This window comes from Nakamurella sp., from assembly GCF_044224575.1.
GTDB lineage: Bacteria > Actinomycetota > Actinomycetes > Mycobacteriales > Nakamurellaceae > Nakamurella.
On the sequence record NZ_JBGAKE010000017.1, the window covers coordinates 24358 to 38246 of the forward strand.

The following is a 13889-nucleotide window of genomic DNA, read 5'->3' on the forward strand; positions in this document are numbered from 1 at the left end:
CGAGGCCGACCATCGGCACAGACGGAGCGCGTCACGGCAAATCGTGAACCTCGCCATGAACGTTCTCCCTGAGTTCTTCTGAGTCACCCGGGGTTTGGCCGGCGCCGGTCGGCGCGGCAGAGTCGAGCATGCGCATGGCACATCTACTGGCGAACGGATTTCCCGCCCGACAGGTGCATATCCTCGAAAGTGCCGGTGTTCCGGTCGAAAATGACGCTGACCTCGACCTTGACCGGGTCCTGGCCCGGGGCACGGCCGGTCAGGTTCAGCTTTCGTTTGGCCTCGTGCGGGGTATTCGACGTCATGTCCTCAGCGAGCTCCGCAGACCATTCGCGGCCCGGGTTCTTCCTGGTGATGTCGGCCCACAGACGGCGGCGCTGGAGGGCCCGAAACGCGCCGTCCGCCGTCAGCGACTCGGTCGGCGTCGGTTCGACCTGCGGGGGTTCCGGCAGCTGCTGTTCGATCGGGTGGAGGTCGTTGTCGATCCCATTGGCCCAGTCGCTCAGGTCCTCGACATCCGGTTCAGGGGCGTTCGATTCCTTTTGAAGTTGCTCGATCGCCTTCTGAATTTCGCGCAGGCGACGGATAGTTGCATCGCGGCCGGCTGTCTCCGGTGGCTGCGCCTCCGCCGACCGCAGGGCGGTCCGTACCCGGGCCGACAAGGACTCGACATGTCCTCGAAGGGAGCCGACAGGGTCGGCGGCCGCGCCCTTGTTGTGCACCAGAATGCGCAGGTCTGAGACGAGATAAGTGTGCGCACCGGCAACCGTGATGTTGTGCACGGTGTGCTCGTCCCCGGGCCGGCGGCTGATCTGCCGGACGCGTGCCGGCTCGCGATCGCCGCCGTACAACCCGCTGCCCTCGCGCAGGGATCCGGCGGCCGTCCAGCCGCTGTCGAGGTCCCAGAACGGGTGTTCCGGGCTGACGCCGATCGTCACGTCGTTGATCGTGATATCGAGCACGCGGTCGACGGTGGCAGTCATCGTTGCGCTGACTCGGTGCGCTTCGCGCACCCCGGTTCCGGGATCGACAGTGTTCACTATCGACCCGACGCCCAGCGATTCGATCGGTACCAGCCCCGCTGGGGTCGCGACGAGAGTGCCCGGCACGAAACAGCTCCGGGCCGGGGGCCGAGGAGTGTTGGGGTCGACAACGGGGGCGTTGGGATCAACCGCGGGAGCGTGCGGATCCACCGGAACAGGAGCATGCGGATCCACCGGGACGGGAGCATGCGGATCCACCGGGACGGGAGCGTGCGGATCCACCGGGACCGCGGGATGTACCTCCGATCCGCCGATCACCTTCTTGCCCCCACCGATCACCATGAGCGCGAGGTTCACCACGCCCTGAGTTCCGCGCTCCCAGCGTTCGAAGGTGCTCATGGGCTTCGGGGAGAACGCGCGCTGACCCACGCTCGCCTCAACGATGTAAGGGATGCCCGTGATGTCAAGGGCACCGAGCACGACCAGACCGATGCCTGCGCCCCATCCCGGACCCTCGCCACCGTGGTCGGCCTTGTACTCACTGAATCTCGAATAGATGCCGAGTCCAACCCCGACGATGATCAGCGCTGCGAGGACGCCCCAGCCGACCGGCCCGGCAGCGAGGAGCGCGATGGCGATGGCGATGGCCGGCAGCGACAAGATCAGGCCGGAAACGATTCCGCCAGCGATGTCGCCGAGTTTGTCGCGAAGCCAGGCTCGCATGGAACCGATGAATGCGTCGAATATCCGCTGGACCGGCTGTTGATGATCTCGCGACAGCCTCTCGGCCTCGGCGGCCACCCTGCTCGTTCCTGCCTCGCCCTGCCGGCGAGCGTTGGCTGTCCAGGCCTGTTGCGCCTGGTCGGCCTCGTCGACGGTGGTGGACAGGTCCGCCACGCCCTTGTCGATATGCGGCGTCAGACCTTGGGATGCGCGCTGCGGCGCCTGCTGGAGTTCGCTCGACGTCGCGGCGCGGACCGTGGCGGCATGCAGGCCGAATGCACTGGCGCCCTGGGCCATGGCGGTGCCGGTCGTGACGGCGGCCCGATTGAACCCCTGGGCGGCCTGTCCACCGACAGCGCCGACTGCTTGAGTATGTCCTTGGGTGATCTCGTCGGCGCCGTCGGCGAGGCCCTGACCGGTCTCGGCGATCGCTGCCACCACGTGGCCCCCAGCCTCTTGCAGGCCCACGACGGCACCTGCGGTGCCGCGCCGTCCCCGCCCCACCCGCCGGGCGCCGATCACCGTGGCCAACGCCGTTCCGTGCGCGACGAGCGTGCTGGCCAGCCGTTGCGCTGTCGCCCGGATTCGCGACTTGCTCTGTTCGGCCCAGGTATCGAGGTCGTTTCGTGCTGTGCTGCTGCCGGCTGAGATGGCTCCGGTCAGAGCCTTGTGCGCATGTGTGGCGGCCTGCCGAGCCTGGGCTCCGAGCTGCCCGATCTCATCGGTGGCGACGGCGCCGGCGTCGGCGATCGCAGACTCGGATTGCGTTGTGACCGTCCGGATCTGCTCACCGGCCCGCTGGCGGGACGGTGCGATCAATTGCTGCTTCATCCTGGCCGTGTGGCTGCGCACCGCTGCTGTGGTACGCGACCCCGACTCCTGGATTTCGCGGCGCGCCTTCCCCGAGACCGCATCAGCCACCTTCTGCTGGCTCGCCGCAACATCGGGGTCGGACGTCCCATTCGCCGGCCGGGAGTTCGCGACCTCCGCAGAACCAGCACTCTGCGCGCGACGGGCCTCGGCGTCGCCTTTGCCGTCGACCTTGGCCGCGCCCGCGTCGATGATCTCATCCGTGGCGGCCTGGGCGGCCTCGGCGTCGGTGCGCACACCGGCCGCCGAGTTGGCGCCCTCCGTGACGGCCTTGGCGCTGTTCGCCGCGAGCGATGCACCGACGACCGCAAAGTGACCGTGCAGCGCGGTCGTTGCCTGCTGCCGTTGGGAAGCGAAGACCGTACCCAACGTGCCGCGGCGGGTCGCAGCAGTCGCATCGATCTGCGCAACTTGCGCGGCCGCGGCCCGTTCGATCTGGTCGTGCTGCCGAGCCGTCTCTGCCAACACCTCGGGATCGGCGGCGGCCGACGGTTCGACGGCGATCTCGCCGGCGGACAGTTCCGGGAGCTCCGGCGGCGGCCCGGGGTCGAGGCGGGCTGCCCGGATTGCCCGGACCACCGCTGCGTTGCCGGCCGTCTGCTGAAGCAGCAGCACTGCCTGTCCTGGCGCTCTAGCGATCTGCGCAGGCCGGCCCACCTTCGCCGGTGGTGTGCCGGCGTCAGGACGGTGCTGATGAAATTCGGACACAGATTCCCCCACCGCACTGGCCGACCACCTGACTGTCCCATCCCGCATCGACAGCTGAGTTGTCCGGCGGCGCCGACCATGGGGTTGCCTTTGGTGCCCGAAGGGGCGGCGCCGGGGATGGCGAACTGCGCCTACCCGAAAGCGCCGCCCCGGCCGAGCCCCGCTCGGTAGGGTCGGATCACGGTGGGCCGGTCGAGCGGCGGCACCGCGGCTGGGAAGGGTCGAACATGCGCATGGCACGAGGACTGAAGCGGGCGGCGGGCGCGCTGGCGGTCGTCACGATCGTCGGGCTGGGCGGGTCCGCACCCGTGTCGGCCGAGCCGCCGTTCCGGCTGCCGAACCAGATCACCGACCAGTCCGGGGTGCTGTCCGGGTCCGACCGCAGCGACGTGCAGGCCGCACTCGACCAGCTGTCCGCGGAGGACAACATCGACCTGTGGGTGGTGTACGTCGACACGTTCGACAACCCGAGCGCCGCGACGGACTGGGCGGCGCAGACCTGGCAGGCGTCCGACCTGGGGACCAACCAGATGCTGCTGGCCGTCGCGACCGGGGGCCGGGCGTACGCGGTGCATGTGCCGAACAACTTCAAGATCAGTGACGCGCAGCTCCAACAGGTCGCCACCAACGACATCGTGCCCGCACTGAAGAACGACAACTGGGCCGGCGCAGCCATCGCCGCCGCCAACGGTTACCGCGACGCGTTGAGCGGCTCGTCGACGGTGTGGTGGTGGATCGCCGGTGGCATCGTGGTCATCGGCGTCGGCGGATACCTCATCTACCGGCGCCGCAACAAGGCCGCCGACACGGGCGGCCGCCCGGGACCGGCCGGTCCGGGCGGGGCTCCGGTCGAACCGCCGGAGCCGCTCGAGCAGTTGTCCGCGCGCAGCGTTCAGGCGCTCATCGACACCGACAACGCCGTCCGGGCGAGCGAATTCGAACTGAGCGCGGCCGAGTCGGACTTCGGCAAGGACGCCGTCGCCCAATTCCGCACGGCGTTCGACGCGGCCCGCGAGGCGCTCACCCGGGCGTTCGAGATCCGCCAGCTGGTCGACGACGACCAGCCCGAGGACGACGCCACCAAGCGCAAGATGATGAACGACATCCTGGGACTGTGCGCCCAGGCGTCGGCGAAGCTGGATGAACAGAGCGACCGGTTCGACGACCTGCGCGACCTGCGGTCCCGGCTGCCGCGGGTGCTCTCCGAACTCCCGGGCGCGATCGACACCCAACTGGCGCGGGTACCCGCCGCCGCGACCACCCTGCAACGGCTGCAGCAGCAGTTCGCGCCGGCGGCGTTGGCCACCGTCGCCGCGAACGTCGACCAGGCCCGCGAGCGGTTGGAGTTCGCCCGCACCAGCCTGGACCAGGCCCGGCAGGCGGCCACCGGCGCCGCACCCGCCGAGAGCACCCTGCCGCTGCCCGGCCAGCCACCGGCGCCGTCGACGCAGCCCAATCCGGCGGCGGTGCTGGCCGCGGGCGCCGCGCAAGAGGCGGTCGACCAGGGCAGGACGTTGCTGGACGCCATCGACCGCGCCTCCGCCGACCTGGGCACCGCGGTCAACCAACTGACCACCGCGACCGCCGCCGTCGACCGGGAACTGGCCACCGTCCGCGGCGCGCTGGACTCCGCCGACGCCGGCGCCGGTGCCGCGTCGATCCGCGCCCAACTGGACCAGATCCAGGCGATCCTCGGCCTGGCCCGCTCGCCGCAGGGTTCGGCCGACCCGATGACCGCGCTGCACAAGGTCGAGGAGGCCGACCTGGCGTTGGACGGACTGCTCGCCAGCACCCGCGACGCCCAGCAGCAGGAGCAGCGCAGTCGGGCGGCACTGACGCAGACACTGACCACCGCGCGCGCCGAGGTGTCCGCCGCGGAGGACTTCGTGAACACCCGCCGCGGCGCCGTCGGCAGCCAGGCCCGGACCCGGCTGGCCGAGGCGAAGCGGCACCTGGCGAACGCCGAGTCGATGGTGGGCGGCGCGGCCGCCGCGCTGGCGGAGGCCCAGCAGGCCGCGGCATTGGCTCGGGAGGCGTCGGACCTGGCCCAGCGGGACGTCGGCGGGTTCGGCGGGGGCGGTGGCGGATCCCGCAGCAATGGGGGTCTGGCCGGCGCTGTGCTCGGCGGGATCATCCTGAACTCGGTGCTTAACTCCGGCCGGAGCGGGCGCGGTGGTGGCGGGTGGGGCGGCGGCGGCGGCTGGGGCGGCGGCGGATTCGGTGGTGGTGGCGGAGGCTTCGGTGGTGGCGGCGGTGCGGGGGGCGGGCACAGCGGCGGCAGCGGGCGGTTCTGACCCGCCGCCGGGAAGTCACCGAGCAAGTCCGCCGGACCGGAACCGGCGGACTTCAGCGAGCTTCCCGGTCAACACACGCGAATCGGCCGGCTCCCCCGCGGAGCCGGCCGATTCTCGTCGACGATCTGTGTGGAACTCAGCCCGCGGTGCCGGATTTGGCTCCCCTGCGGCGCAGCACCCCGCGAGTTCCGAAGAACAGCAACGTCAACCCGGCGAGCAGGGCGCCGATACCGATTGCCAGCGGAGCGCCGATGCTGGCGCCGGTGGACGCCAGGCCCGCGTATCCGGAGGACACATCGCCGCTGGCATAGCCCGAGCTGTAGTTCTGGTTGGATCCGCTGCCGGACCCGGAGCCGGACCCCGATCCGGAACCGGTGTTGCCGGATCCGGTCTGGCCCGGCACTCCGGGCGGGTTGGCCAGGAACACGGTCAGATCGTCACCGCTCGGGCTACCGACGGCGCGCACGTACACGTCGCCGTCCTGGGTGAGCCTGTATGTCACGGAGAAGTTGCCGTCGGCATTCGGCTCCGCCGTCAGCGCGGCTGCCGCGCCGGCAGCGCTCAGGCCGGCGCTAGAGCGCAGCCCCGACGGACCGCCATAGCTCACGGTGATGGACGCGGACGTATCCGGTCCGCTCTCGTCACCGTAATTCGTTCCGGTGATGACGATCTGGTTGTCGCCGATGTAGACGGCCGAAAGTCCCGGCGGTGCATACACCGGGGCCGCCGCAGCGGTCCCCGCGGCGACGATCAACCCGGTCGCGGCGACCGCGACAATCGTGCCGATTCGCTTGAGCATCAAAGAAATCCCCCATCCGTCACCTTCGCGAGAACCCCTGACGGTCAACGCTGGAGCGAATCGGAGCATATGACAGAGCGTTGTTCTTCTCAGCTTTCGCGAGCGCGTGATCATGAACCGCGAATGCCCACGGTGACGGGCGATCCGGCGTTACCTATCTTACTGATGATCTCTGTGGGGCATGGCCGTCATCTCGTGATTACGCATGGTTAAGGGCATGACTGATACGGTCCGTCACCACCCGGAAGCGGCCACTGATGTGACGAACTTGCCCCCGTTCGTGGACGGACGGTGCCTTCGCCGCCGGGTGATCCATCTACCATCCGTAGTGTCTCCGAACGGCAGCGTGATTTCGGTGAAGTGCGCCGTCGACGGCGCGGCAGGCACACCCGACACCCGGCTCGGTCGGCTCACGGCAGCGTTCGACCCGCCATTACCGTCGGCAGTCTTCGCCCTCTGCAGCGGGCCTCCGAACGGCCCTGTCAAAGCCCAGAACTACGGTCGGTGGCGAGTTCCGGCCCACCCGCGGGCGTTGATGCTGATGAAATTCGTGGCCTTTCATGACCGCTACATGAATTGACGAAGAAATTCCGTCGCGCACCGCGCCCTCGGGTCCGACCGGGCCGGCACACCAGCAGCCCAACGATCAGCTGGAGGCGCGGTGGAGGGCGCCGGAGGCGTCGCCGTTGCGATGCGCCTGCAGCGGTTCGACGAGCGGTTCGGCGGTAGGCCCCGGGAGCTCTGCCTCGTCCACAAGGTCAGGGGCGCCCTCGGGATGCGCTTGGTGGTCGGGCTCGGCTTGGACGGGTGTGGTGGGGGCATATCCGTAGCCGTACCCGTAGCCGTAGGACGAGATCGCCCGCTGCGGAACGAAATTGAACACTGTCCCGAGCACCTGCGCACCGACCGAATCCAGTCGCTGCCGAGCCTGGGCGGCCTGGTCCCGGGTCGTCCGGCCGTGCCGGACCACCAGGATCGCCCCGCTGGTCTGCGCCGCGATCAACGCCGCATCGGTGACCGGCAGGATCGGCGGCGCATCGACGATCACCACGTCGTACCGCTGCCGCAGCTCGGCCATCACCGCAGCCATCGCCTTCGACTGCAGCAATTCCGCGGGATTTGGCGGCAACGTGCCGCTGGTGATCACGTCCAGCCCGGACCGTCCCCAGGGCTGAATGGCGTCGGCCAGCGTGGCCTCGCCGATCAACACCGTGGTCAGCCCGACCTCACCCTCGAGGTCGAGGTATTCACCAAACTTCGGCCGGCGCAGATCTCCTTCCACCAGCAGGGTTCGCCGGCCGCCCTCAGCCAGCGCGATCGCGATGTTGATCGATGTCGTCGATTTGCCGTCGCCCGGCAGCGGGCTCGTGATCGCGTAGGTCTTGGACTCACCGTCCACATCGAGGAACTGCAGATTCGTCCGCAACACCCGGAACGATTCCACCCGCGGCGCATGGGGGGACAAGCCCGAGATCAGCGGCTTCTTCACCGCGCCGGGGTCGAAGAACACCGAGCCGAGCATCGATGCCCCGGTGACCTTCTGCACGTCATCGATCGTCTTGAGGGAGGTGTCCAGCGTTTCCCGCAGCCAGGCGGCGGCCAGGCCGACCAGCAGGCCGATGATCGCGCCGAGGCCGATCGTGATCAAGGGCCGGGGGTAGACCGGACTGGTCGGCAGGTTGGCGTCATCCACGATGGCGGCCCGGATCGGCGAGCGCGCCGGATCCTCGGAACTTTCCAGCTCCCCGACGTACTCGGTGAAGACCTGGGCGGTGGTCTGGGCCAGCAACTGGGCCCGCGCCGGGCTGGGGTCGGTCACGGCCACCTGCAGGATCACCGAATTGGGATCCGCGGTCGCGGAGATCTGGTTGACCAGCGCCGCCGGCACCTCATCGGAACCGATTCGGGCCAGGACCTTCTCGGCCACGGTCGAGCCCTTGATCAGATCGGCATACGAGGCCACGCGCTGCTGCGAGAACAGGCCACCCTGGTACATCTGGGCGTTGGCCGTGTCGCTGCCCGGGGTCGACACGAACAATCGCACCGTGGACGAATAGAGCGGAGTCGCGCGCAGGACCAGGAAGATGCCGACGCACGTGCCGAGGAGCAGGCCGACGAGCACCAGAACCCACTGGCGCCGCAGCACACGCAGATACTCCCGAAGATCCACTACTCCCCCTTGAGCCGAAGCCGCTCATTCGACTGCCGCTTGCACCGCACGCAGCTTGTCACCCAGCGAGGCGGTGATACGCTCCGTAGTGGTCGTGGAACTGAACGTAATCAGTATGAGCCACGGGCCACTATAGGCCAAGGGGGGCCGCAGAATTGCGCCTGACCGCTAGCAGGGCGATCGAGGGTCTTTCCCGACGTCGCCACTTCTGGTTGTTGGTGTTCGACTCGGTGGTGTGGATCATCGCCGTCGCGTTTGCGGCCGTGGCTCGAATGGACTTCCAGTTCGGCAGTGTCGAATGGGGCCCCACCATGGCGATCGCCGCCATGGCCGCCTTCCTGTTCGCCGTGGTGGCCTGGGTGACCCGGCTGCACGACGGCCGTTCCCCCCTGGGCAGTCTGGACGAGACGATCCGCTTGGCGGCCTCGGCGATCTGCGTGGGTGTCGCCGTCTACCTGGCCAATCTGCTCGTTATCCACCTCGTTCCCCGTTCGGTCCCGCTGATCGCCACCCTCTGCGCCGTCGTCACGATGGCGTGGGGGCGGGCACTGGTGCGGGCGATCCGAGAGAACGCGACCCTGGTCGACCACGCCCGACGGGGACAGCCGGTGCTGGTCATCGGAGCGGGCTCGGGCGGCCGGCAGCTGGTGAAATCGATGCGGCGGGACCCGGCCTCCCGCTGGTCGCCGGTCGGCATTCTCGACGACGATCGGCACAAACGTCATCTGCAGATCGACGGGGTGCCGGTGATCGGCCCCATTGTCCGCCGAGCTGCTGCGGGACATCTCGGCCCGGGCCTCGGACGCGCACCTGACGGTCAAGGTCCTTCCCGGTGTGAACGAGCTGCTCGGCGGCCGGGTCGGCATCCAGGACGTGCGGGACATCAACATCCCCGACCTGCTGGGACGGCGGCAGATAGATACCGACATCGCCTCGATCGCCGGATATCTGACCGGGCAGCGGGTCCTGGTCACCGGGGCCGGTGGGTCCATCGGCTCCGAGCTCTGCCGGCAGATCAGCCGGTGGAATCCGGCCCACCTGATCATGCTGGATCGCGACGAGTCAGCGCTGCACGCGGTCCAGCTGTCCATCGAGGGCCGCGCGCTGCTGGACAGCAGCGACATCGTGCTCGCCGACATCCGGGACCGGGACAGGATCTTCGAGATCTTCACCGAAAATGTGTGGGGAACCCAGACCGTGCTCGAAGCCGCCGAGGCGGCCGGCGTGGAACGGTTCGTCAACATCTCCACCGACAAAGCCGCCAACCCCACCAGCGTGCTCGGCTACTCCAAGCGCATCGCCGAGGGCCTGACCGCGGCGATGGCTCAGCGAGCCAGTGGCACCTATCTCAGCGTTCGTTTCGGGAACGTCCTCGGCAGCCGGGGTTCGGTGCTCACCGCGTTCGCCGCGCAGATCGCCGCCGGTGGTCCGGTCACCGTCACCCATCCCGACGTCACCCGCTACTTCATGACCGTCGACGAGGCGGTGCAGCTGGTCATCCAGGCCGCGGTGCTGGGCCGGGGTGGCCAGGCACTGGTGCTGGACATGGGCGAGCCCGTAAGGATCGACGCGATAGCCAGGCAGCTCATCTCCATGTCTCGCCGGGATATCCCGATCGTGTACACCGGCTTACGATCGGGCGAAAAGATGAGCGAATGTCTCTTGGCGGGCGGCGAGACCGACCTACGACCGTTCCATCCACTTGTGTCGCACGTCGAGGTTCCGCCGCTGCGACATGACGAGCTGCGCCTCTTGACCCCATCAGAAGCGCTGGACCCGCGAAACGCGATGGTTTCTCTCTGCCTTCGCCAACCTGGAGCAAACGTCCAGGCTCAGTCCTCGACGGAAGAGCATTCCTTTGGGTGAGGAAGCCATCCGGCCACAGCCGCACGACGAGACCCAGAAGGCGGAACAGACCTCCGCTTTGGTCGTCTACCCATTCCTGCAGCATTACAGGAGGGGAGTCTTTCGCGAGCTCGACAGGACCGAGGGCCTGAGCGTCACGTTCGCAGCCGACACCCACGGTCGGGACGGCATCGAGAGCATGGAACCCTCGGGGCTCGAAAGATTCTACCCTATCCGAACCCATCGATTTCTCCGGGTAGAAGCCCAGACGGGCCTCATGAAAGTACTGTCAAACCAATTTGATTCCGTCGTCTTCTACGGTGATGTGAAAAGCCTATCGACGTGGGTCGCCGCAGCCTATGCTCGCCTGAGGGGGATGCGCGTCTACTTCTGGACCATTGGATGGCATCGGCCCGAGCGTGGGCTCAAACGCGCGGTACGCCTGTCCTTCTACCGCCTATCGCATTCCTTGCTGGTGTACGGTCACACTGCCCGAGAGATAGGAGTTCAAATCGGGTTTCCCGGCGAACGGATCCACGTCATCGGGAACAGCATCTCTCTGGAACACGATTGCCAAACCGATCCCGCACTGCCATGCCGGCCAGCTGGCGAACGGACGCTGACGGTCGGTGCCGTAGCGCGATTGACCGAGGTCAAGCGATTCGACCTCTTGGTCGAAGCTTGTGCGATTCTCCGGAATCGTGGCGTCGATATTCGAATTACGTTGGCCGGGTCCGGTCGCTGTCAGGAATCTCTGGAACTTCGCGCAACAAAGGCCTCGGTGCCGATCCACTTTTCCGGATCGATCTATTCCGGGCCGGAGCTCGCCCAGTTCTACGGTGACCTTGACGTGACGGTGGTGCCCCAGGCGGTCGGTCTCACGGCAATCCAAAGCCTGGGCTACGGCGTTCCGGTGATCAGCGACGATGACGTTTATGGTCAGATGCCCGAATGGGAGTCAATCGTGCCCGGAGTGACCGGTGATCTATACCGTCACGGCGATCCTGAAGACCTGGCTGAAGCGATTCTTCGGGTCGCATCGTGGACCGCCACTCCGAGTCAGATCAGTAAAACCTGCGTCACGGAGTACACGACTCGTTGGTCACCCACCGTGCACGCTAACAACATCGCCAAGGTCTTGGTGCCATGAGTCCCCGTACCCCACCCTCTCCTTTTCTCCACGATGTGGCCAAACCGACCGGCCGCACGTTGGACAGCCTCCTGGCCGCGGCGCTGAGCGTCTTCGCAGTCGGCAACCTGGCCCTCCCTGAAGCCTCCCAAACCATTCTGGGCGTCGACTACTTGGTGCTGGTCGCCGTGTCATTCTCCGCGATCATCGTTCTCCGTTTCACACAGTTGCTCGATCAGAACTACGTGTGGGTCGCCGGCTTCGTTCTCCTGCTGAGTATCGTGCCAGGCCTGCTGATGTTGGCGCCCACGGCTTACGGAAGCGAAAAAGCCCAGTCATTGCTCCTCACGGCTATTGCCATATTTGCATCGGCCTGTTTCCACGACAAGATCGCTGGAGTTCGACGGACCCTGGTCTGGACCTCGGCCGCATCGCTTCTCTTCGCCTTGTTCCTCTTGATCGACAGAACGGTAACCGCGTCCGGCCGAGTATCGGTCTTCAGCCTGAATCCGGTGGGAGCGGCCAGGATGACCGGAATCTTCGTCGTGACGGGCCTGGCGATGATCATGAGTTCGCATATCCGTGCGTCGCTCCGCCTGGCCATTCTGGCCGGCGCAGTCCTTTGCTCGATCGCAACGCTCATGACTGGTAGCCGAGGGCCCGCGCTGTCCGCCCTGCTGGCGCTCATCGCCGTGGTTACCCTCACCATGCGCTCCCGCGACGTCCGGCTCCGAACGCTGATCGTCGGGGTTGGCGCCATGGGTGCAGCGATGGTCGTAATCCTTGATTCCAATATGGCCGGTATCTCGCGAGTCCTCGACGGCGGGGACTCGGGACGCTCCGGAATCTACAGCTTCACCATTGCCCAAGCTTGGGCGAATCCCACCGGTGTTGGCTGGGGCGGCTTCGCCGGGGTCGCCTGGCGGTGGGGTTCGCGCGCCGATCGCATCTACCCCCACAACTTGATGCTGGAAGTTTTCGTCGAGGGTGGGTTTATCGCCCTGTTCGGGTTCGCCGCGATCCTGTTGTATGCACTTTGGCACGGATCACGCTCGTATCTGCGGACAAAGAATCGCGTGGAATGCATTGCGATCGGACTTTACATCTACGCCCTGGTGAATTCTCAGTTCTCATCCGATCTCGTCGGCAACCGCCTGCTCTGGGTGACTCTCGGACTGGTACTGGTTCTGTCCCATCCGATGAGGAATGCACAGCCCAAGACTGCGCCTGGTCAGCAGCCGGTGCACATCGGTCGCCCGCACGATGGGGCGACTCGTGAAACGTAGAATTCTCATCGTTGAGGAGCGATCAAGCGGTCACCTCCTCGTGTTTGTTCGTCTGATCGTGAGTGAGGCTCTCGCAATGGGCGAGGATGTGTTCCTAGCGATTGGACGCTCCGTGCCGGACTCACCCGAGTTCGCCCAGAATTTGGCTGATCTCGAGTTGCCCTGCATGATTTTCGAGGGGCCGCTGACGCGTGCGTTGATCGCCGATCTGGCGATCGACATCCGGGCAGACCTCGTCGTCGTTCCCCATGGCGACGAACTCGCTGCACGCTTGGGTGGCGCCGTCCGATCGCTTCCGAGTCGAACCGTCGCGCTCATCATGCGGGATCCGCGCTGGGAACGTCCCGCTCCACTTCGCCGACGGACTAAGAATATGGTCAAACTCGCCCTGCTGTTCGCGGCGGGGCGCCGTCGCAATGTCGACGTCGTTTGGTTACGTCACTACGGGTACTCCGGGCCTGGCCGCTACGCAATCGATCCCTTTATCCTCGACGGAACGCTCGATGACGTCGAAGCGGCCGGGCTGGCCGTCCGGGACAATCTCCTAGTCGGCAGCAACACATTCTGGTTCGTCGTGACCGGGGCGATCACCGACAGAAAGAACGTCCGGATGATCGCTGGCGCCATATCAGAAGTACAGCGCACCTCCCCGGAGAGGCAATTCGGACTTGCCTTGATCGGCCCACACCGGACGACTTACCCGATTGACCGGGAATCCGTCCGTGCGATGTCCGGATTCCGATGCCCGGTCGTGAGTGAGGACCGACTCCTGAGCAACTTCGAGATGAATGCTGTCGTCGCGAGCGCCGACGCGGTCGTCATGGCCTACGACACTCACTCACCGAATTCCACGATGCTGAAGGCACGTGCGTTGGGCACGCGGCTCGTCGTCGCTGGGCCTCCGAGTATACGATCTTTCGCCCTAGACATGGGTTTCACCATCGTGTCATGCCTGACATTGGAGAATCTGGCTCAGGCAATGCGCACGGTGGCGCTGTCACCCGCTCCCGCCTCGTGTCCCGCCGTGCCGGATGGCGTCGAATTCGCTCGAGCACTGCTCGCCGGCCGGTAGGGTAGGACAA

9 protein-coding genes and 1 pseudogene are annotated in these 13889 nt (G+C 66.8%); 7 read left to right on the forward strand and 3 right to left on the reverse strand.

Translation table 11 applies throughout. The features are described from left to right. Window positions 1-143: 143 nt before the first annotated feature. Window positions 144-3191, reverse strand: a complete 3048-nt coding sequence (locus tag ACILSK_RS18020) for a polymorphic toxin-type HINT domain-containing protein (protein WP_395728562.1) — start codon at window positions 3189-3191, stop codon at window positions 144-146. 326 nt (window positions 3192-3517) lie between these two features. Between ACILSK_RS18020 and ACILSK_RS18025 the strand changes: the two genes are divergently transcribed. Continuing rightward, a complete protein-coding gene (locus ACILSK_RS18025; RefSeq protein ID WP_395728563.1) occupies window positions 3518-5578 on the forward strand; it encodes a TPM domain-containing protein in 2061 nt (686 codons plus the stop codon). Between the two features lie 136 nt (window positions 5579-5714). On the opposite strand, the gene ACILSK_RS18030 is transcribed toward ACILSK_RS18025, so the two are convergent. Beyond that, window positions 5715-6491: a hypothetical protein gene (locus tag ACILSK_RS18030; RefSeq protein ID WP_395728564.1), complete on the reverse strand. Its 777-nt coding sequence runs from the start codon at window positions 6489-6491 to the stop codon at window positions 5715-5717. A gap of 103 nt (window positions 6492-6594) precedes the next feature. Between ACILSK_RS18030 and ACILSK_RS18035 the strand changes: the two genes are divergently transcribed. Then, window positions 6595-6957, forward strand: a complete 363-nt coding sequence (locus ACILSK_RS18035; RefSeq protein WP_395728565.1) for a hypothetical protein — start codon at window positions 6595-6597, stop codon at window positions 6955-6957. Between the two features lie 66 nt (window positions 6958-7023). On the opposite strand, the gene ACILSK_RS18040 is transcribed toward ACILSK_RS18035, so the two are convergent. After that, window positions 7024-8547 (reverse strand): polysaccharide biosynthesis tyrosine autokinase, encoded by a 1524-nt coding sequence (locus ACILSK_RS18040; protein ID WP_395728566.1) that lies wholly within the window; start codon window positions 8545-8547, stop codon window positions 7024-7026. Window positions 8548-8873: 326 nt separating this feature from the next. On the opposite strand from ACILSK_RS18040, the pseudogene ACILSK_RS18045 reads away from it, so the two are divergent. The 5 genes and pseudogenes from ACILSK_RS18045 to ACILSK_RS18065 all read left to right on the forward strand — a co-directional run. After that, window positions 8874-9245: pseudogene (locus ACILSK_RS18045) on the forward strand (nucleoside-diphosphate sugar epimerase/dehydratase); the annotation flags it as partial. A gap of 61 nt (window positions 9246-9306) precedes the next feature. Next, complete coding sequence (locus ACILSK_RS18050; RefSeq protein WP_395728567.1) at window positions 9307-10413, forward strand: polysaccharide biosynthesis protein; 1107 nt, start codon at window positions 9307-9309, stop codon at window positions 10411-10413. Then, window positions 10406-11542 carry a glycosyltransferase family 4 protein gene (locus ACILSK_RS18055; protein WP_395728568.1) on the forward strand — a complete coding sequence of 379 codons (1137 nt, stop codon included), beginning with the start codon at window positions 10406-10408 and terminating at the stop codon, window positions 11540-11542. Before ACILSK_RS18050 ends, ACILSK_RS18055 begins: the two co-directional genes overlap by 8 nt. 35 nt (window positions 11543-11577) lie before the next feature. After that, complete coding sequence (locus ACILSK_RS18060; RefSeq protein WP_395728569.1) at window positions 11578-12807, forward strand: O-antigen ligase family protein; 1230 nt, start codon at window positions 11578-11580, stop codon at window positions 12805-12807. A gap of 76 nt (window positions 12808-12883) precedes the next feature. Continuing rightward, window positions 12884-13879 carry a hypothetical protein gene (locus ACILSK_RS18065; RefSeq protein ID WP_395728570.1) on the forward strand — a complete coding sequence of 332 codons (996 nt, stop codon included), beginning with the start codon at window positions 12884-12886 and terminating at the stop codon, window positions 13877-13879. Window positions 13880-13889 lie beyond the last annotated feature (10 nt).